14 protein-coding genes are annotated in these 18,615 nt (G+C 68.0%); 5 read left to right on the top strand and 9 right to left on the bottom strand.

Going from position 1 to position 18,615, the window contains the following annotated elements:
• Positions 1–7 precede the first annotated feature (7 nt).
• Together dctA and AC1DYP_RS18370 are read right to left on the bottom strand one after the other, a co-directional pair.
• Positions 8–1,285 (bottom strand): C4-dicarboxylate transporter DctA, encoded by a 1,278-nt coding sequence (dctA, locus tag AC1DYP_RS18375; protein WP_477047594.1) that lies wholly within the window; start codon positions 1,283–1,285, stop codon positions 8–10.
• Positions 1,286–1,360: 75 nt separating this feature from the next.
• Positions 1,361–2,557 (bottom strand): mandelate racemase/muconate lactonizing enzyme family protein, encoded by a 1,197-nt coding sequence (locus AC1DYP_RS18370; RefSeq protein ID WP_477047543.1) that lies wholly within the window; start codon positions 2,555–2,557, stop codon positions 1,361–1,363.
• 93 nt (positions 2,558–2,650) lie between these two features.
• Between AC1DYP_RS18370 and AC1DYP_RS18365 the strand changes: the two genes are divergently transcribed.
• Positions 2,651–3,541: a LysR family transcriptional regulator gene (locus AC1DYP_RS18365; RefSeq protein WP_477047542.1), complete on the top strand. Its 891-nt coding sequence runs from the start codon at positions 2,651–2,653 to the stop codon at positions 3,539–3,541.
• 339 nt (positions 3,542–3,880) lie between these two features.
• Here the strand turns inward: AC1DYP_RS18365 and AC1DYP_RS18360 are convergent, their stop codons facing one another.
• The 3 genes from AC1DYP_RS18360 to AC1DYP_RS18350 form a co-directional block, all read right to left on the bottom strand.
• Positions 3,881–5,254: a glycoside hydrolase family 28 protein gene (locus AC1DYP_RS18360; protein ID WP_477047541.1), complete on the bottom strand. Its 1,374-nt coding sequence runs from the start codon at positions 5,252–5,254 to the stop codon at positions 3,881–3,883.
• 145 nt (positions 5,255–5,399) lie between these two features.
• The gene (locus AC1DYP_RS18355) at positions 5,400–6,572 is read right to left on the bottom strand and encodes an alpha/beta hydrolase (protein WP_477047540.1); all 1,173 of its coding nucleotides are present in this window, start codon (positions 6,570–6,572) and stop codon (positions 5,400–5,402) included.
• 125 nt (positions 6,573–6,697) lie between these two features.
• Positions 6,698–7,963 carry an SGNH/GDSL hydrolase family protein gene (locus tag AC1DYP_RS18350; RefSeq protein ID WP_477047539.1) on the bottom strand — a complete coding sequence of 422 codons (1,266 nt, stop codon included), beginning with the start codon at positions 7,961–7,963 and terminating at the stop codon, positions 6,698–6,700.
• 187 nt (positions 7,964–8,150) lie between these two features.
• Between AC1DYP_RS18350 and AC1DYP_RS18345 the strand changes: the two genes are divergently transcribed.
• The 3 genes from AC1DYP_RS18345 to AC1DYP_RS18335 all read left to right on the top strand — a co-directional run bounded on the left by AC1DYP_RS18345 (position 8,151) and on the right by AC1DYP_RS18335 (position 12,676).
• Positions 8,151–10,565 (top strand): glycoside hydrolase family 3 N-terminal domain-containing protein, encoded by a 2,415-nt coding sequence (locus tag AC1DYP_RS18345; RefSeq protein ID WP_477047538.1) that lies wholly within the window; start codon positions 8,151–8,153, stop codon positions 10,563–10,565.
• Between the two features lie 135 nt (positions 10,566–10,700).
• Entirely contained in the window at positions 10,701–11,165 is a 465-nt protein-coding gene (locus AC1DYP_RS18340; RefSeq protein WP_477047537.1) for a hypothetical protein, read from the top strand.
• A gap of 173 nt (positions 11,166–11,338) precedes the next feature.
• Complete coding sequence (locus AC1DYP_RS18335; protein ID WP_477047536.1) at positions 11,339–12,676, top strand: LLM class flavin-dependent oxidoreductase; 1,338 nt, start codon at positions 11,339–11,341, stop codon at positions 12,674–12,676.
• Positions 12,677–12,712: 36 nt separating this feature from the next.
• On the opposite strand, the gene AC1DYP_RS18330 is transcribed toward AC1DYP_RS18335, so the two are convergent.
• The 3 genes from AC1DYP_RS18330 to manD form a co-directional block, all read right to left on the bottom strand.
• The gene (locus AC1DYP_RS18330) at positions 12,713–13,192 is read right to left on the bottom strand and encodes a surface-adhesin E family protein (RefSeq protein WP_477047535.1); all 480 of its coding nucleotides are present in this window, start codon (positions 13,190–13,192) and stop codon (positions 12,713–12,715) included.
• A gap of 31 nt (positions 13,193–13,223) precedes the next feature.
• Entirely contained in the window at positions 13,224–13,976 is a 753-nt protein-coding gene (locus AC1DYP_RS18325; RefSeq protein ID WP_477035784.1) for a FadR/GntR family transcriptional regulator, read from the bottom strand.
• 126 nt (positions 13,977–14,102) lie between these two features.
• Positions 14,103–15,314, bottom strand: a complete 1,212-nt coding sequence (gene manD, locus AC1DYP_RS18320) for a D-mannonate dehydratase ManD (protein ID WP_477047534.1) — start codon at positions 15,312–15,314, stop codon at positions 14,103–14,105.
• 197 nt (positions 15,315–15,511) lie between these two features.
• Here manD and AC1DYP_RS18315 point away from each other — a divergent pair, with 197 nt between their 5' ends.
• The gene (locus tag AC1DYP_RS18315) at positions 15,512–17,659 is read left to right on the top strand and encodes an alpha-glucuronidase family glycosyl hydrolase (RefSeq protein ID WP_477047533.1); all 2,148 of its coding nucleotides are present in this window, start codon (positions 15,512–15,514) and stop codon (positions 17,657–17,659) included.
• Positions 17,660–17,663: 4 nt separating this feature from the next.
• On the opposite strand, the gene AC1DYP_RS18310 is transcribed toward AC1DYP_RS18315, so the two are convergent.
• Complete coding sequence (locus tag AC1DYP_RS18310) at positions 17,664–18,296, bottom strand: DJ-1/PfpI family protein (protein ID WP_477047532.1); 633 nt, start codon at positions 18,294–18,296, stop codon at positions 17,664–17,666.
• Positions 18,297–18,615 lie beyond the last annotated feature (319 nt).

The raw sequence follows: 18,615 nt of genomic DNA, 5'->3' as shown, positions 1-18,615 counted from the left end.
GCTAAGATCAAGACGTTGCAGGTTTGTTTCGGCTCGCCAGAGTCTCGCGGGCCTTGTCCATGTCCAGCGCGCCGTCCCACTTGGCGATGGCCACGGTGGCGACGCTGTTGCCGATCAGGTTGGTCACGGCGCGGGCCTCGTTGAGGAAGCGATCGACGCCCAGCAGCAGGACCAGGCCGCTGACCGGCACGGCGTGCAGGGTCGACAGGGTGGCCGCCAGGGTGATGAAGCCCGCGCCCGCGACACCGGCCGAACCCTTCGAGGTCAGCAGCAGCACCGCCAGGATCACCAACTGGTCGGCCAGGCCCAGGTGGGTGTTGGTGGCCTGGGCGACGAACACGGTGGCCAGGGTCAGGTAGATGCAGGTGCCGTCTGCGTTGAAGGTGTAGCCGGTCGGCAGCACCAGCCCGACCACCGGCTTGGCGCAGCCCATGTCCTCCAACTTCTGCATCAGGCGGGGCAGGACAGCCTCGGTCGAGCAGGTGCCCAGCACCACGAAGATCTCCTCGCGGATGAAGCGCAGGAAGGACCAGAACGGCAGGCCGACCGATCGCATCACCCCGCCCAGCACCACGACCACGAAGAACAGGCTGGTGACGTAGAGGGCGATCAGCAGGTGGGCCAGTGACCACAGCGTGCCGATCCCGTACTTGCCGATCGTGAAGGCCACGCCCGCGCCGGCGCCGAGCGGGGCCAGGCGCATGACCATGCCGACGACCTTGAAGATCGCCTCCAGGAACAGGTCCATCATCTCGACCAGCGGCTTGGCCCGCGCGCCCATCTGGCTGATCCCGGCGCCGATCAGCACCGACAGCAGGATGACCTGCAGCATCGCGCCCTTGGCGAAGGCGTCGACCAGGGTGGTGGGGATGATGTCCATCAGGAACGGCACGACGCCCTGTTCCTTGGCGGCCTCGGTGAAGCCGGCCAGGGCGTGGCCGTCCAGGTTGCCGGCGTCGATGTTCATGCCCTCGCCGGGCTTGAGCACGTTGACCACCACCAGCCCGACCACCAGGGCGATCGTCGACAGCACCTCGAAATAGACCAGCGCCTTGACGCCGATCCGGCCCACCTCCTTGAGGTCGCCCATCTTGGCCATGCCGACCACCACGGTGCCGAAGATGATCGGCGCCAGCAGCATCTTGATCAGCTTGATGAAGCCGTCGGCCAGGGGTTTCAACGCCGTCCCGACGTGGGGGAACCACAGACCGACCAGGGCGCCGATCACGATGGCGATCAGCACCTGGACGTAGATCTGGGAGAGCAGTCTCTTGAGCGTCGAAATGGTCGTTTCCCCTTGATGGATCGTCCGGCGTTGGGCCGCCGGATCGTCGTGTCGCCAGATCTTCGTGTCGATTGTCTAGGCCGCCTTGATGCTGGCCAGGGTGACGTCTTCGGTCAGGGTGCGCATCAGGGCGATCAGGTTCGACTTGGCCTCGAAGCCCACGCCGGGAACGTCGGGCAGACCGACCAGGCCGTTCTCGACCGAGATGCCGTCGGCGAAGCCGCCGAACGGCTTGAAGACGTCGGGGTACGACTCGTTGCCGCCCAAGTGCAGGCCGGCGGCGATGTTCAGCGACATCTGGTGCCCCCCGTGCGGCACGATCCGGCGCGTCGACCAGCCGTTCTGGTCGAGGACCTCGAGCGTTCGCAGATATTCGACAAGGCCGTATGACAGCGCGCAGTCGAACTGCAGGTAGTCCCGATCGGGGCGCATGCCGCCGTGGCGCAGCAGGTTGCGGGCGTCCTGGTGCGAGAACAGGTTCTCGCCGGTGGCCATGGGCAGCTCGTAGTGCTTGGAAAGCTCGGCCTGCAGGGCGTAGTCCAGCGGGTCGCCGACTTCCTCGTACCAGAACAGTTTGTAGGGCTTCAGGGCCTCGGCGTAGGCGATGCCGGTTTCCAGGTCGAAGCGGCCGTTGGCGTCGACCGCCAGGTTCTGGCCGTCGCCGACGATCTCCAGCACCGACTCGATGCGACGCAGGTCGACGTCCAGCGACGCGCCGCCGATCTTCATCTTGACCAGCTTGTAGCCGCGGTCGCGATAGCTGCGCATCTCGGCCTGCAGCTGGGCGTCGTCCTTGCCGGGATAGTAGTAGCCGCCGGCCGCGTAGACCCAGACCTTGTCGTCGGCCGCGCCGCCGCGATAGCGGTCGGCCAGCAGGCGGTAGAGCGGCTTCTCGGCGATCTTGGCCACGGCGTCCCAGACGGCCATGTCCAGGGTGCCGACGGCGACCGAGCGCTCGCCGTGCCCGCCGGGCTTCTCGTTCGTCATCAGGGTCTTCCAGATGGCGAACGGGTCCAGGTTGTCGGCGTCGTGATCGACCAGGCTGTCGGGGGCGGCTTCGGCCAGGCGCGGCAGGAAGCGCTCGCGCATCAGGGCGCCTTGGCCATACCGACCATTGGAATTGAAGCCGTAGCCGATCACCGGCTTGCCATCGCGCACCACATCGGTGATGACGGCGACGACCGAGCAAGTCATCTTCGAGAAGTCGATATAGGCATTGGCGATCGGCGAGGCGATTGAGACGGTCTTCTCGCGGATGTCGAGGATACGCACGGTGTTCTCCAGTTGGCGACTGGACCCTAGGCACGCGGGAAATCGCGAGCCAATGCCGTTCTCGGCGATCGCTATGCGCAACAGGCATGATCTATGGAATTGATCTGGCTCGAAGATTTCGTCGCCTTGGCCGAGACGGGCAACTTCTCGCGGGCAGCTGAAAACCGGCACGTGACCCAACCCGCGTTCAGCCGCCGCGTGCGGGCGCTGGAGGACTGGGTGGGGACGCCGCTGTTCGACCGAGCCACTCCGGGCGTCACCCTGACGGCCGCCGGCCAGCAGTTCCGCACCGGCGCCGACGAGCTGATCCGCCGGATCATCCAGCTGCGCCGCGAGAGCCGCGAGGCCGGCGGGCAGGAGGCGGCCACCCTGCGTTTCGCCGCCACCCACGCCCTGTCCTTCACCTTTTTCCCGCAGTGGATGCGCGACCTGGAGGCCGGGACGAACATGGGTCCGATCCGGCTGATCTCCGACAGCATGCAGGCCTGCGAGGAGCTGATGATGCACGGCGAGGCGCAGTTCCTGCTGTGCCATCACCATGCCGCCGCCCCCAGCCGCTTCGGGGCCCAGTTCCGCTCGGCGGTGGTCGGCCAGGACGGCCTAGCCCCGTTCACCGCGCCGGACGCCGACGGCGCGCCGCGCTGGAGCCTGACCGACAGCGCGCAGGACGTGCCGTACCTGGCCTATAGCGACGAGTCGGGCCTTGGGCGGATCGTCGAGGCCCAGCGCTTCGCCGACCGCATCCAGGGGCTGCGCACGGTGTTTTCGGCGCGGCTGGCGGCCAGCCTGATGACCATGGCGCGCGAGGGCAGGGGCGTGGCCTGGCTGCCGGTCAGTCTGGTCGAGAGCGAGGTGGCGCTGGGGCGGCTGGTGCGGGCCGGCGGCGCGGACCTGGAGATCCCGGTCGACATCCGGGTGTTCCGCCCGACCGCCCGCCAGAGCCTGGCGGCCGAGGCGTTCTGGAGCGAGCTTTCCGCGCGCTAGATTGGCAGCCCGCTAGGTCGGTCGCGCGTCAGGCGTCCGAAAAAAAGAAGGGCGCCGACGGGGGGATGTCGGCGCCCTGGTGCTTCAGTGGAGGTCATGGCCGCCACGGTTGGCAAAGCCCGCAGAGAATAGGGCGGCTAAGAGGTCTGCGGCCAATGCCGATAAGGCCTACCGCCATGCATGATCGGCATCACTCCTCTGATCCGCTCATCCCGGCGAATGCCGGGACCCAGATGGAATGGCTTTGAAGCTGACGCCAAGAGCGCCGAGCCGCTCCAATCATCGACACCGCTATAGGATCTGGGTCCCGGCATTCGCCGGGATGAGCGGGTTTTTGAACTATTTCACCGATCCGCCCGCCTCGATCTTGAACGGCGCGCCGTCCGCCGAGGCCACGGTCGTCTTGGCCGTCGTCACCGCCGCGTTGCGGACCAGCAGGCCGCGCTTGGCCTGGATGCTGACGTTGCGCAGGGTGAAGCCGGCGATCGGCCGTTCGGGCAGGCCCACGACGATGCCGGCCCAGTCGGCGCCGGTGGCGGTCAGGCCGTCGACCACGATCCCGTCCATGTCCGGCGTCTTGTCGGCGACCACGGGCTGGGCCGCGTCGTCGGGACCGGGCCAGATCTGGTTGCCCAGCAGGAAGCCGCCCGGCTTCAGCTGAGCGCTCGCCGCCTTGATGTCCAGCGGCCGGTACTCGTAGTAGCTGGTGAAGACCAGCGGGGTCTCCACCTCCTTCATGCGGTTGTTCTTGAACACCACGTCGCGAACCTTGCCGCCCTTGCCGCGCATGCTCTTGATCCGCAGGCCGTACATCGAGCCCTCGAAGCTGTTGTTCTCGACCCGCACCCGGGCGACGCCGCCGCTGGTCCCGCTGCCGATGCAGATGCCGCGACCGGCCAGGATGGTGTTGCCCGAGATCAGGATGTCGGACGACACCGCGTCCGGATAGCGCGCGTCCGGCCCATTGGACTTGATGGCCACGATGTCGTCGCCGACGCTGATGACGTTGTTGGTGATCGCCACGTGGCGGCTGTTGATCGGGTCGATGGCGTCGGTGTTCGGGGCGCTGGACGGGGCGGTGATCCGTACACGGTCGATCGTCACGTGGTCGGTGTCGTTGAGCACCAGGTGGAACGACGGCGAGTTCTCGATCCGCACGCCCTCGAAGCGGACATTGGTGCTGTGCGACACCAGGATCAGGCGCGGACGGTCGTCCTTCTGCTGCTGGCGGGCCTGGCCGTCGGTGGCGAAGTTGGGGTTGGCGCGCCAGATCGCCCGGATCCGCTCCCACCAGACCGCGCCCTGGCCGTCGATCAGGCCCTCGCCGACCACGGCGACGTTGTCGACGTCCTTGACGTTGATCAGGCCGGCCCGTTCACCCTGCGGGAACAGGGCCGGGTCGGTGGCGGCCAGCACCTCGGCGCCCTTCTGGATTTCCAGGCGGATGTTGGACTTCAGCCAGATCGGGCCAATCAGATATTCGCCCCGCACCACCCGCACCGTGCCGCCGCCGGCCGCCGCGCAGGCGTCGATGGCGGCCTGGAAGGCCTCGGTGTCGAACCAGATCCGCGTGCCGCCGGCCCCGTGGTCGCGCACGTCGCAGACCTTGTCGGGGAAGCGGTTGACCGACTGGGCGTGGGCGGAGGTGGCCCCCATCAGGGCGGCGAGCCCGGCGGTGGCGATCATCAGGCGGCGCGCGGTCGAGCTCTTCATCGGTCGGTCTTCCCCAAGGTTCGTCGCGACGGCTGCGCGTCGCTGGCGGCGGCGCAGTCTAGGGCGGGAGGCGGCCGGACGCCCATGCCGATGCCGGCCAAGGTCATGCCGAACGGGCATGGCCCGACTTGGGCCCGACCTGGGCTCAATCCAGCTTCCGCGCGTCCAGCCAGGTCTCGATCAGCGCCGCGGCCTGGGCGCTGTGCTTCTCCAGCATCAGCATGTGGCCGTCGCCGTGCAGGCCATGGTCGGCCATCCGCACCAGGTCGGTCTTGACCCCCGCCTGGGTCAGGTAGCGCGCGGTGCAGTGGTCGTAGCCGGCGTGGTACGAGGCTTCGGACATCAGGATCATGACCGGGAAGCGCGACAGGTTCACAAGCTTGCGGGCCGGCTCGGCCTGGAGCCAGCAGCGCACCAGGTCGGGGCGTTCCGGCGCGGCCTCCTGGACCTTGGCCAGGTCGGCGGGATCGGTCAGCGGCGGGGCGTAGGCCAGGGGCGTGGTCGTCAGGCCCCAGGGCCGCGACAGCTTGTCCGGGTCGCTGTCGCCCCACGGCGGCGGGGCGCCAAAGAAGGCCGGACCGCTGGGCTCGACCGCGACGATCGCCTTGACCAGGTCCGGCCGCGCCTCGCCGATCGCCCAGCCGAACGCGCCCGATTGCGAATGGGTGATCACCACGGCGGGGCCGATCTTGTCCAGCAGCGCCGCGCCCGCCTCGGCCACCAGCTTGGCCGAGACCCCGCCGGCCGCGCTGGAGACCTGCGAGGCGTAGAACTGGTCGAAGATCGGGTCGCCCGGCTTGCCGCTTCCCGGGCCGGTTCCGGGCCACTGATTGTGCAGCTTGGCCTGGGGCCAGCCCTGGGGTTGGCCGTCCTGCGGGGCGAAGTCCTGCGGGGCGGTGAAGCGCTTGGCGACGAAGTCCGGCGGCTGGCGATTGGCGGGGCCGTAGGCGGCCTGGTTGTAGCCCGAGGCGCCGCGTCCGGGCTGGTCCATCAGATAGACCGCCCAGCCCTTGTCGACGAACTGTCTGGCCCAGCCCGGGCGACCGTCCGGCGCCGACAGGAAGTTGGTGATCGTCTGGCCCGCGCCGGGAATGAACACCAACGCCGTCTTGTGCAGGCGTTTGGCGGGCGTCAGGTAGAGGATGTGGGCCTGGCCGGTCATGACCTTGCCGTCGGCCGCGTAGCGCCCGCCGACGAAGAAGGTCCCGACGTCGGCGATGGCCGGGGGCGGAGAGGCGGCGTGGGCCTGGCCCGCGAGCGTCGCCATCGCCAGCGCGGCGGCGGTCGCGACACGGCGCCAGCCCCGGGATTTCTCCATCGTCCAATCTCCCCGTCCGATCGCCTTGGCGCGATCTTGAGCGGGGAGGGTGCGCCCGAGAGCGGGTTCGGGCCAATGCCGAACCGATCTCGCGCCATGTCCGTTCGGCATGGCGCGAGACCCGATCAGCGCGTGAACAGGTCCAGCGGCACCGCGTCGGCCATGGCCTTGTAGCCGGCCAGCGACGGGTGCAGGCCATCGCCGGAGTCGTAGGCGGGCGACAGCTTGTTGGGATTGGCCGGGTCGGCCATCAGCTTGTCGAAGTCGATCACCGCGTCGAAGCGGCCGGGCGTCCGGATCCAGGCGTTGATCGCCTGGCGGTCCTGCTCGTTGACGGCGTCGGGGTGGTAATAGCCCGACCCGCCGTAGGGCATGACGGTGGCGCCGTAGATCTTGATGCCGCGCTCGCGGGCGCGGCGGATCATCTGGTCGTAGGAGGTGGTCATCCGGACCACCAGGGCGGCGTGGGCGTCGGGGCTGGCCGGCTGCTCGCGGGTCAGGGTGCCCAGGTCGTTCACCCCCTCCAGCAGGATCACGTACTTGACGCCGGCCTGGTTCAGCACGTCGCGGTCGAAGCGGGCCATGGCGTTGGGGCCCAGGCCGTCCAGCACCAGCCGGTTGCCGCCGATGCCGGCGTTCAGCACGCCCACGCCCTTGGTGCGCGGATCGGCCTGCAGGCGGGCGGCCAGGATGTCGGGCCAGCGGTTGTTGCCGTTGGTGGTGACGCCGTAGCCGTCGGTGATCGAGTCGCCGAACGTCACCAGGCTGGCGCCGGCGGCGCGTTGCACGTCGACGCCCGAGATCACGAACCAGCGGTCGATCGACTTGCCGCCGGTCAGCTCGGCGGCCGCCAACTGGTCGCCGGCCCCGAACCACGAGGTGGTGCGCGAGCCCGGATGGCTGGTCTGCTGGGCGGGCGGCGCGCCGTCGAAGCGCAGGGTGATCGCCAGGTTCGCCAGGGGCGCGGCCGGGAAGTCGATCGGATCGGACAGGTATTCGGCTCCGGCCGGAATGGTCACCTCCGGGCGGCCGGAGAAGGTCAGGCCCCGGTCGCTGGCCGGCTCGATGCGGGCCGAGCCGGGCGCGGCGGCCAGGGCGACATGGGCGCCCGACAGCTTCAGCGGCTCGGTCCCGAAGGCGTTGGACAGCCGCACGCGGATCTTGCCGCCGCCGGTGCTGAGCCGCAGGCTCTGGCGCAGGGTCCCATCGGTGACATCGGCGGCGGGCAGGGCGTCCTTGGCCGCCGGGATCATCTGGGACGTGGCCCAGCTGGCCACCCAGCGCTCGGCCTTTTCCGCCTTGGCGGGCGCGGCCTGAGCCGTCGAGATGGGGGCGGCGCCGATCGACAGCGCGATCGCCAGCCCGACCAGGGCGCGTTTTCCGATATCCAAGGTTTCCTCCAGCCCGTCCGACGATGGGTCTTACCGTTCGCCCAATCCTAGGCGAGGAAATGAGACCGGTACCATAAAAAACTTGAGTGGTCAGACCTCACCTTCCATACTGTCGTCCAACGTCGGCGAGCAACGCCGCCACCGTCCGTTCGACGGTCCGTTCCATCGTGGGGAAGCGAAAGAAATCATGAGCCAGACCGTCACCCGCCGCACGCTCGGCGTCAGCCTGGCCGCCTTGGCCACCGCGACCTCGACCATCGCCCGCGCCGCCGCTCCGGCTGCCCAAGGGTCTGGCAAGGCGCTCTACAAGGATCCGACCCAGCCGGTCGAACTGCGCGTCCGCGACCTGCTCTCGCGCATGACGCTGGAAGAAAAGGCCGCCCAGCTGGTCGGCATCTGGCTGACCAAGGCCAAAATCCAGACCCCCGAGGGCGACTTCTCGCCCGCCGAGGCCAGCAAGAACTTCCCCAACGGCCTGGGCCAGATCTCGCGCCCGACCGACCGCCGGGGCCTGAAGCCCGCCACGGTCGTGGGCGCCGCCGCCGGCGCCGAGGACGGTTCGATCGGCCGCAACGCCAAGGAAACCGCCCGCTACATCAACGCCGCCCAGAAGTGGGCGATGGAAAAGAACCGCCTGGGCATCCCGATGCTGATGCACGACGAGGCCCTGCACGGCTACGTCGCCCGCGACGCCACCAGCTTCCCGCAGGCCATCGCCCTGGCCTCGACCTTCGACACCGACCTGACCGAGAAGATCTTCGCGGTCGCCGCCCGCGAGATGCGCGCCCGGGGTTCGAACATCGCCCTGGCCCCCGTGGTCGACGTGGCCCGCGACCCGCGCTGGGGCCGCATCGAGGAGACCTACGGCGAAGACCCGCACCTGTGCGCCGAGATCGGCCTGGCGGCGATCCGCGGCTTCCAGGGCAAGACCCTGCCGCTGGCCCCCGACAAGGTGTTCGTCACCCTCAAGCACATGACCGGCCACGGCCAGCCCGAGAACGGCACCAATGTCGGTCCGGCCCAGATCGCCGAACGGACGCTGCGCGAGAACTTCTTCCCGCCCTTCGAACGGGCGGTGAAGGAGCTGCCGGTCCGCTCGGTCATGCCGTCGTACAACGAGATCGACGGGGTGCCCTCGCATGCCAACCGCTGGCTGCTGACCGACATCCTGCGCAAGGAGTGGGGCTACAAGGGCTCGGTGCAGAGCGACTATTTCGCGATCAAGGAACTGAGCGCCCGCCACAAGCTGACCGACGACCTGGGCGACACGGCGGTGATGGCCATGAACGCCGGCGTCGACGTCGAGCTGCCGGACGGCGAAGCCTATGCGCTGATCCCGGAACTGGTGAAGGCGGGGCGGATTCCGCAGGCCGCCGTCGACCAGGCCGTCGAGCGCGTCCTGGCGATGAAGTTCGAGGGCGGCCTGTTCGAGAACCCCTACGCCGACGAGAAGACCGCCGACGCCAAGACCGCCACGCCGGAAGCCGTCGCCCTGGCGCGTGAAGCTGCGCGCAAGGCCGTGGTGCTGCTGAAGAACGACAAGGGCGTGCTGCCGCTCGACCCCGGCAAGTTCAAGCGCCTGGCCCTGCTGGGCACCCACGCCAAGGACACCCCGATCGGCGGCTACAGCGACGTGCCGCGCCACGTGGTGTCGATCTACGAGGGCCTGCAGGCAGAGGCCAAGAAGAGCGGCTTCACGCTGGACTACGCCGAGGCCGTGCGGATCACCGAAGCCCGCATCTGGGCCCAGGACGAGGTCAAGCTGGTCGACCCGGCCGTCAACGCCAAGCTGATCGCCGAGGCCGTCGAGGTGGCCAAGCAAGCCGACGTCATCGTCATGGTGCTGGGCGACAACGAGCAGACCAGCCGCGAGGCTTGGGCCGACAACCACCTGGGCGACCGCGACAGCCTGGACCTGATCGGGCAGCAGAACGACCTGGCCAAGGCGATCTTCGACCTGGGCAAGCCCACGGTGGTGTTCCTGCTGAACGGCCGGCCGCTGTCGATCAACCTGCTGGCCGAACGCGCCGACGCCATCGTCGAGGGCTGGTACCTGGGCCAGGAGACCGGCAACGCCGCCGCCGACATCCTGTTCGGCCGGGCCAACCCGGGCGGCAAGCTGCCGGTCAGCATCGCCCGCGACGTGGGCCAGCTGCCGATCTACTACAACCGCAAGCCCACGGCCCGTCGCGGCTACCTGTTCGACGAGACGACGCCGCTCTATCCGTTCGGTTTCGGCCTCTCGTACACCACCTTCGACATCTCGGCCCCGCGTCCGGTCAAGACCAGCATCGGGACCAACGAGAGCGTCAAGGTCGAGGTCGACGTGACCAACACCGGCAAGGTCGCCGGCGACGAGGTGGTCCAACTCTACATCCACGACGAGGCCGCCTCGGTGACCCGTCCGCTGCTGGAGCTGAAGCACTTCAAGCGCGTGACTCTGGCGCCCGGCGCCAAGACCACGGTCACCTTCGAGGTGTCGCCGCTGGACCTGTCGCTGTGGAACCTGGAGATGAAGCGCGTCGTCGAGCCAGGCAAGTTCACCCTGCTGTCGGGCCCGAACTCGGCGCAACTGAAGCCGGCGACGCTGACGGTCGTCTAGGCGGCGAAGCCCCCTCGGTCGCTTCGCGACAGCTCCCCCGGAAGGAGAGCATCCGCGGCGTAAATCCTCCCCCTCTGGGGGAGGTGGCCCGGAGGCCCGGAGGAGGTTAGTCTCAGCGAAACGAGGAGGCCGATGATGCGTCCTTCAAGATCGTTCTCGATCCTGGCCGCCGCCGGGCTTTTCGCGTCCCTGGCCGGCGTCGCCCAGGCCCAGTCCGCGCCCGATCGCCAGAGCTGGGGCAAGCCCGGAATCCCGTTCCTGCAGTACCGCACCGACGTGGTCGAATGCGCCTATATCGCCGGCAACACCGCGCCGGTTTCCGTGGCCACGGTCGACCAGGTTTTCGCCTTCGACGGCGGGGACGTCTTCGAGGTGATGGAAAGCTCCAAGCGCAACCAGTACCGCATCTGGAACAACGTCGCCGACCAGTTGGAGCCCGTGCTGGAGTCCTGCCTGCGCGGTCGCGGCTATCGGCCGTTCAAGCTGACCGACGAGCAGAACGCCCAGTTGAAGGCGCTGAAGCGCGGCTCGGCCTCGCGCCATCACTATCTCTACGGCCTGGCGGTCGATCCCGACGTGCTGAAGGGGCAGGGGCTGTAGAGGCGGCCGCCCCCAGTTTTCCTCCAGTCGCCGCAAGAAAAGCCTCTATCGACTGATATCGTTGGTCTTTTCTGCGTCAGTTTAAAGTCGATCATCGGGCTCTTGAGGAGTGCTCGTTATCATCGCCGGCGCGCCGCGTCCTAGCTTCAGGCTTCAAACGCGAGGCCTTGACCATGACTCAGCAACCCATCCGGCAACTCAAACTCGGCGCGATCCTGGGCGGGGTGGGCATGGATCACGCCAGCTGGCGCGACCCCGACCTGGCCGGCGACGCCAGCATCGACATCAACTGGTACATCGACAACGCCAGGCTGGCCGAGGCCGCCAAGTTCGACCTGGTGTTCATCGTCGACAGTCCGTTCATCACCCCCGACACGGCGCCGCACTTCCTCAACCGGCTGGAGCCGCTGACCTTGCTGTCGGCCCTGGCGGTCTCGACCTCGAAGATCGGCCTGGTCGGCACCCTGACCACGTCCTACTGGGAGCCCTACAACGTGGCCCGCCAGTTCGGCTCGCTGGACCACATCAGCAAGGGGCGCGCCGGCTGGAACGTGGTGACGACGGGCCTGGAAGGCGCCTCGAAGAACTACGGCCGCGAAGAGCACTTCGAGCATGGCGAGCGCTACGAGCGTGCGGGCGAGTTCGTCGATGTCGTCCAGGGGCTGTGGGACAGCTACGAGGACGACGCCTTCCCGCGCGACAAGGCCGCCGGCGTCTTCCTCGACAAGACCAAGCAGCACGCCCTGAACCACAGGGGCAGGTTCTTCTCCGTCGCCGGGCCGCTGGCGCTGAGCCGTTCGCCGCAAGGCCAGCCCGTGATCTTCCAGGCCGGCGTCAGCGGCGCGGGCCGGGACCTCGGCGCGCAGATCGCCGAGGGCGTGTTCGCCGGCGTCGAGACGTTCGAGGAGGCCGTCGAATACTATGCCGACCTGAAGGCCCGCGCCGCCGCGCTGGGTCGCGACCCGGACCACATCAGCGTCCTGCCGGGCCTGGCCCCGATCATCGCCGACACCGACGAGGAGGCCCAGGCCCTGGCCGAGGCGCTCGCGGGCGGCCGCGAGATAGACAAGTCGCTGGTCGAACTGGGTCGGGCGTTCAATTACCACGACTTCCGCAAGTACCCGATCGACGGGCCTTTCCCGGACGTCAGCAACCTCAGCCTCAACAGCTACAAGGGACGCGCCGAGCGGATCGTCCGGATCGCCCAGGAAGAAAAGCTGACGCTGCGCCAGACCGCCGAACGGTTCGGGCGCTGGCGTTCGGATTTCGTCGGCTCGCCCCAGACCATCGCCGACGAGATCGAGCGCTGGTTCGTCGGCAAGGCGGTGGACGGTTTCATCCTGCGCGTCGACAGGCCGGGCGTCTTCGCCAAGTTCCGCGAGACGGTGGTGCCGCTGCTGCAGGCCAAGGGCCTGTTCCGCACCGAGTACGAGCAAGACACGCTGCGCGGCCACCTTGGGCTGCCCGTGCCGGAGCATCGGTGGAGCGCTCAGCGGATCGCCGCGGAGTGATCGAGGGGGCTTTGGACGAGCCCTGGAGAGGCTCGTCTACAGGCAGGCGTCGCGGACGATCGTGGCGTCGAAGGTGTCGGGCTGGGGCGCGGTCCAGGCCGCTTCGGTGAAGCCCAGGGCCTGGGCCGAGCCTTCCAGGTTGTTGTCGCTGTGGCGGTAGGTCTTGAGCCTGCGGAACAGCTGCCTGGCGCAGTCGACTTCCTCGACCAGCTTTTCCGAACGATAGGGCGCCAGCGCGACTCCGTCGGCGGCGTCGGTCTGCACGGCGCTGTACTCGTTGCGGATCCAGACCTGCGGATAGGTCGATCCGGCCGGCGTGGCGGCGGTCTTGGCGAACACCAGGATCGAGCGGTCCTCGACGCCGCCGATGAACGGCCAGTCCTTGGGCTGGATCTTCTCGGCCCACAGCGGCATCCGCTGGGTCGCCTGTTTCTCGGGGGAGACCGTCACCGAGTCGACGGGGGAGGACGCGTCCTGGATCGGGGCCGTCTGCAGCATCAGGATCAAACCGAACATGACCGCCTCCAGATGAGCCGCGATGGCGTTGTCAGATGGCGACGCGCTTGGCGATGGCGCTGCGTCTCGCGCCGGTTTCCTGCTTGGCCCGCTCCACGGCCTCGGTCTCGGTGGCGTGCAGCAGATGGTCGATGACCCGTTCCAGGTGGTCGCGCATCGCTTGCCGCGCGGCGGCGGGGTCGTGGGCCTTCAGGGCCTCGAACACCCGGCGGTGCTCGACGATACGGGGCTCCAGCCCCATGCCGCGGGCGCGGGTCAGGATGTTGCGGGCCAAGGCCGAGCGGTTGCGCCAGTCCCACAGGTTCTCGATGGTGGCGATGATCGCGCCGTTCCCGGAGGCGCGGGCGATGACCATGTGGAACTCGCGGTCGGCGTCCTCGCCCTGGATCTCCTCCTCGCGGGCCATGCGCTCCATCAGCGCCTCGAGTTCCTGGATCTGGTCGTCGGTGATGGCGGTGGCGGCCAGGGCGGCGGCCTCGCCCTCGAACAGGCGGCGGGCCTCGATCAGCTCGAACGCCCCGATCTCGAACGCGGGCTCGGCGCTGGCCGGGGTGACCGGACGGACGTCGCCGGTGACATAGATGCCCAGGCCGTGACGGGCCTCGATCATGCCCAGCATTTCCAGGGCGATCATCGCCTCGCGCAGGGTGGGGCGGCTGACGCCGAACTGCTCGGCCAGCTCGCGTTCCGTGGGCAGGCGGTCGCCAAGCTTGTACTGGCCGCCCTCGATGGCCTCGGCGATCGAGTCGGCGATGCGGCGGTAGAGCTTGACGTTCTCGGCCATGTGCTTTCGTCAGTTTTCCGGCGGCGGGGCCGCCCTCAGGACTCGCGATAGCATAGCCGACTTGGCTGGTGGGGCCAATTTTGCCTCCAAGAGGTCAAACCTTTCGATTTGACCTCCCGCGACGGATCACCAGTCGTGCATCGAGCCGTCCTCGCGGCGGGCGATGGGCAGGTAGGCGCGCTTGTAGGGGTGCTTGGCGGCTTCAGCCTCGTCGATATCGACACCCAGGCCGATCGTCTCGCCCGGGTGGAGCATGCCGTCGTTGAACGTGTAGGCGTGCGGGAAGACCGCGTCGGTCGCCTCGGTGTGGCGCATGTATTCCTGGATGCCGAAATTGGGGATCGACATGTCGAAGTGCAGGGCCGCGGCCATGCAGATCGGCGACAGGTCGGTCGCGCCGTGGCAGCCGGTGCGCACGTGGTGCAGGTCGGCGAAGCTGGCGATCTTGCGCAGGTGGGTGAGGCCGCCGGCATGCACCACGGTGGCGCGGATATAGTCGATCAGCTGTTCCTCGATCAACTGCTTGCAGTCCCAGATCGAGTTGAAGATCTCACCCACGGCCAGCGGCGTGGTGGTGTGCTGGCGGATGATGCGGAAGCTGGCCTGGTTCTCGGCGGGGACGGCGTCCTCCATCCAGAACGGACGATAGGGCTCCAAATCCTTGCCCAGGCGGCCCGCCTCGATGGGCGTCAGGCGATGGTGCACGTCGTGCAGCAGGTGCAGGTCCCAGCCCAGCTTGTCGCGGGCGCCTTCGAACAGGCCCGGCGCGCTGCGCAGGTACTTCTCGGTCGACCACAGGCTTTCGGTCGGCAGGTCGCCGTCGGCGGGTTCGTAGAAGAACTTGTCCTTGGAGACGCCGTAGACGCCCTTCAGCCCGGGCACGCCCGACTGCAGGCGGATGGCCTTGTAGCCCTTCTCGGCATAGGCCTGGGCGTTGTCGAGGGTCTCCTCGATCGTTGCGCCGTTGGCGTGGCCGTAGACCATCACGCCGGTGCGGCAGGCGCCGCCCAGCAGTTGGTACAACGGCAGGCCGGCGATCTTGGCCTTGATGTCCCACAGGGCCATGTCGACGGCGGCGATGGCGGCCATGGTCACGGGACCGCGACGCCAGTAGGCGCCCTTGTACAGGTACTGCCAGATGTCCTCGATCTGATGGGCGTCGCGCCCGATCAGGCAGGGGATGACGTGATCGGTCAGATAGCTGGCGACGGCCAGCTCGCGGCCGTTCAGCGTGGCGTCGCCGACGCCGTGGACGCCGTCGCTGGTCTCGATCTTCAGGGTGACGAAGTTACGCCCTGGGCACGTGACGATGACTCTGGCGGCGGTGATCTTTGGCATGTGACGCTTTCGTTGACCCGATCGGCAAAAATCGGATGGTAGCGGTATCGGTCTAAATCAGGCGGCGCGGTTGTCAACCTATTGGTCTGACCACTGGTGTCACAGTGTCTCGACCTTTGCCCAAGGTAGCGGTATCACAGGATCAAGACCGTCGCGCCCCCTCGCGTCGCACGGCATGCTGTCGCCAGGGAGAAAACATGCGTCTTGTGTCCTTCGTACGTGGGGTCTGCCTAGCGGCGGGCTTGTTCTCGGCGTCCCTGGGCGCTTCAGTGGCTCATGCCGAAGACGGCTATGACCTGTGGCTGCGCTATCGGCCGTTGCCGGCGGCCCAGCGTCCCGCGGTCCGGGCGATCGCGCCCAGCGCCGACACTCCCACGCTGAAGATCGCGCGCGCCGAATTGCAGCGCGGGTTGGACGGCCTGGTCGGCGGCGCGCCGTCCTCGGACGGCCCCTCGATTCTGCTCGGCACCCCCACCGGCTCGCCCGCCGTCGCGGCCCTGAACCTGCCGCTGAAGGGCGCGGGCGAGGAAGGCTATCTCATTCGCACCCTCCAAGACTCAAAGGGGGGCAAGACCACGGTGATCGCCGCCAACAGCGACGTCGGCGTGCTGTACGGCGTGTTCGCCTATCTGCGCCTGGTCCAGACGGGGCAGGGCGTCGACAAACTGGACGTCCTGTCGACCCCCAAGGTCAATCACCGCCTGCTGAACCACTGGGACAACCTGGATGGCCATGTCGAGCGCGGCTACGCCGGCGCCTCGCTGTGGGACTGGTGGAAGCTGCCGGACTACAAGGATCCCCGCTACGTCGACTACGCCCGCGCCAACGCCTCGATCGGCATCAACGGCACGGTGCTGAACAACGTCAACGCCAAGGCCGACAGCCTGACCGCGCCCTATATCGCCAAGGCCGGCGCCCTGGCCGACGTGTTCCGCCCCTACGGCATCAAGGTCTATCTGTCGGCCCGGTTCTCGGCCCCGATCGAGATCGGCGGCCTGAAGACCGCCGATCCGCTGGACCCGGGCGTGCGCGCCTTCTGGAAGGCCAAGGCCGACGAGATCTACAAGGTCATTCCCGACTTCGGCGGCTTCCTGGTGAAGGCCAATTCGGAAGGCCAGCCCGGCCCGCAGGACTACGGCCGCACCCATGTCGACGGGGCCAACATGCTGGCCGACGCTGTTGGGCCGCACGGCGGCATCGTGATGTGGCGGGCCTTCGTCTATTCGCACGAACAGCCGGACGACCGCGCCAAGCAAGGCTACAGCGAGTTCAAGCCGTTCGACGGCCAGTTCCGCGACAACGTCATCGTCCAGGTCAAGAACGGGGCGATCGACTTCCAGCCGCGCGAGCCGTTCCACCCGCTGTTCGGCGCCATGCCCAAGACCAACCTCGGCATGGAGTTCCAGATCACCAAGGAATACCTCGGCTTCGCCACCCACCTGGTCTATCTGGGCCCGCTCTTCGAGGAGACCCTGAAGTCGGACACCTACGCCCACGGCGCGGGCTCCACCGTGGCCAAGGTGGTGGACGGCGGGCTGGACAATCGTCCCCTGACCCTGATGGCCGGGGTTTCGAACATCGGCCGCGACAGAAGTTGGTCGGGCTCGCAGTTCGACCAGGCCAACTGGTACGTCTTCGGCCGCCTGGCCTGGGATCCCGAAGCCTCGACCAAGGACATCGCCGCCGACTGGGCGAAGATGACCTTCTCGACCGATCCGCGCTTCGTCGCGCCGACCGTGGACATGATGATGGGTTCGCGCGAGGCGGCGGTCGACTACATGACCCCGCTGGGCCTGCACCACCAGATGGGCCGCAGTCACCACTACGGTCCGGGTCCCTGGGTGACGGGCGGGCCGCGCGCTGACTGGACCAGCGTCTACTACGCCAAGGCCGGCAAGGACGGGATCGGCTTCGACCGCACCGCCACGGGCAGCAACGCCACCGCTCAGTACGCCCCGGTCGTCGCCAAGCGCTTCTCGGACCTGAAGACCGTCGACGAGAAGGAACTGCTGTGGTTCCACCACCTGCCGTGGACCTACAAGCTGAAGTCCGGCCAGACCCTGTGGGACGGCATGGTCACCCACTATTCGCGCGGCGTGGCCACGGTGGACGGCATGGGCAAGACCTGGGCGGGCCTGGCCCCCTATGTCGACCCCGAGCGCCATGCCCAGGTCGCCGACTTCCTGGCCATCCAGCGCAACGAGGCCCAGTGGTGGCGTGACGCCTCTATCGCCTACTTCCAGACCTTCTCGGGCCTGCCGCTGCCGGCCGGCGAGGCGGCTCCGGCCCATTCGCTGGACTATTACGAAGGCCAGAGCTTCCCCTACGCGCCTGGCGGCGGCTAACGCGTCAGGACCAGATCACCGGGCACGCCGGGGTGGGGGGAATGGTCCCCATCACCGGCGGGTCGGGGAAGTACTGGGTCTGAACCTGGACGTACTCGGCCGCCGCCTGGCCGAACAGCATCATGATCAGCTGCAGGGACTCGTCGAGCCCTGACGAGATGCCGCCGCCGGTCAGCCGGTTGCCCGACACCACGAAGCTCGGATTGCTGGTGTCGACGTCGATTTCGCAAAAGCTCTGCAGGCAGGCGATGAACGCCCAGTGCGTCGTGGCCTTATACCCGTCCAGCAGGCCCGCCTGGGCCAGCAACAGCGCGCCCTCGCACACCGAGCATACCCATGTCGCGTCCTCGGCCACCTGGCGCAGATAGGCCAGGTAGGGCGAGCAGGGATCGCTCATGATCTGGCCCAGCACCTTGGGATCGCCGCCGGGCGCCCACAGCACGTCCAGGGCCGGAACCTCCGCGAAGCTGGCGTGGGCCTCGAAGCGGATGCCGTTCATCGCCGTCACCGGACCGCCGTCCTCGGAAAGGATCAGGGTCTCGAGCGGCTGGTTCTTGCCGGCCCAGTAGAACATCTCGGCCGGACCGGTGGCGTCCAGCAGGTCGACCCCCTCGTAGACGGGTATGCCCAGCCTCATCTCGCCCCTCCCTTGCTCTTCGATCGACAGGCAACCTTGACGCGTCTTGTTGTTGTTGGTCAATCCAAGATGGTGGTCAGGTGGCGGGCATAAAAAAACGGCGTGTCCGAAGACACGCCGTTGGGGAAACGCGAAGGAAGGTGGTTTCGCGTCAGGTCTTAGAACTGGCCGCGGATGCCGATCAGATAGGTGGCGCCCGGGTCGTAGAGGGTGAAGGCGGCGTTGTCGTACTGGAAGGTCTGACGCTGCTTTTCCTTGGTGATGTTGATCCGCATGATCTTGAGCGCGGAGCGCCGACGGGAGCGGACGGCGTTTGCGC

The organism is Caulobacter sp. P1_D6 (assembly GCF_056406095.1).
The sequence above is the reverse complement of the archived record's forward strand: the minus strand, read 5'-3'. Positions and strand labels throughout refer to the sequence as shown.

What these genes read in the sequence shown, in the direction of transcription:
- AC1DYP_RS18365 (WP_477047542.1), top strand. Translation starts at nt 2,651, where the DNA reads ATGGAATTGATCTGGCTCGAAGATTTCGTCGCCTTGGCCGAGACGGGC.
- AC1DYP_RS18360 (WP_477047541.1), bottom strand. Translation starts at nt 5,254, where the DNA reads ATGAAGAGCTCGACCGCGCGCCGCCTGATGATCGCCACCGCCGGGCTC.
- AC1DYP_RS18355 (WP_477047540.1), bottom strand. Translation starts at nt 6,572, where the DNA reads ATGGAGAAATCCCGGGGCTGGCGCCGTGTCGCGACCGCCGCCGCGCTG.
- AC1DYP_RS18345 (WP_477047538.1), top strand. Translation starts at nt 8,151, where the DNA reads ATGAGCCAGACCGTCACCCGCCGCACGCTCGGCGTCAGCCTGGCCGCC.
- AC1DYP_RS18340 (WP_477047537.1), top strand. Translation starts at nt 10,701, where the DNA reads ATGCGTCCTTCAAGATCGTTCTCGATCCTGGCCGCCGCCGGGCTTTTC.
- AC1DYP_RS18335 (WP_477047536.1), top strand. Translation starts at nt 11,339, where the DNA reads ATGACTCAGCAACCCATCCGGCAACTCAAACTCGGCGCGATCCTGGGC.
- AC1DYP_RS18330 (WP_477047535.1), bottom strand. Translation starts at nt 13,192, where the DNA reads ATGTTCGGTTTGATCCTGATGCTGCAGACGGCCCCGATCCAGGACGCG.
- AC1DYP_RS18325 (WP_477035784.1), bottom strand. Translation starts at nt 13,976, where the DNA reads ATGGCCGAGAACGTCAAGCTCTACCGCCGCATCGCCGACTCGATCGCC.
- manD (WP_477047534.1), bottom strand. Translation starts at nt 15,314, where the DNA reads ATGCCAAAGATCACCGCCGCCAGAGTCATCGTCACGTGCCCAGGGCGT.
- AC1DYP_RS18315 (WP_477047533.1), top strand. Translation starts at nt 15,512, where the DNA reads ATGCGTCTTGTGTCCTTCGTACGTGGGGTCTGCCTAGCGGCGGGCTTG.
- AC1DYP_RS18310 (WP_477047532.1), bottom strand. Translation starts at nt 18,296, where the DNA reads ATGAGGCTGGGCATACCCGTCTACGAGGGGGTCGACCTGCTGGACGCC.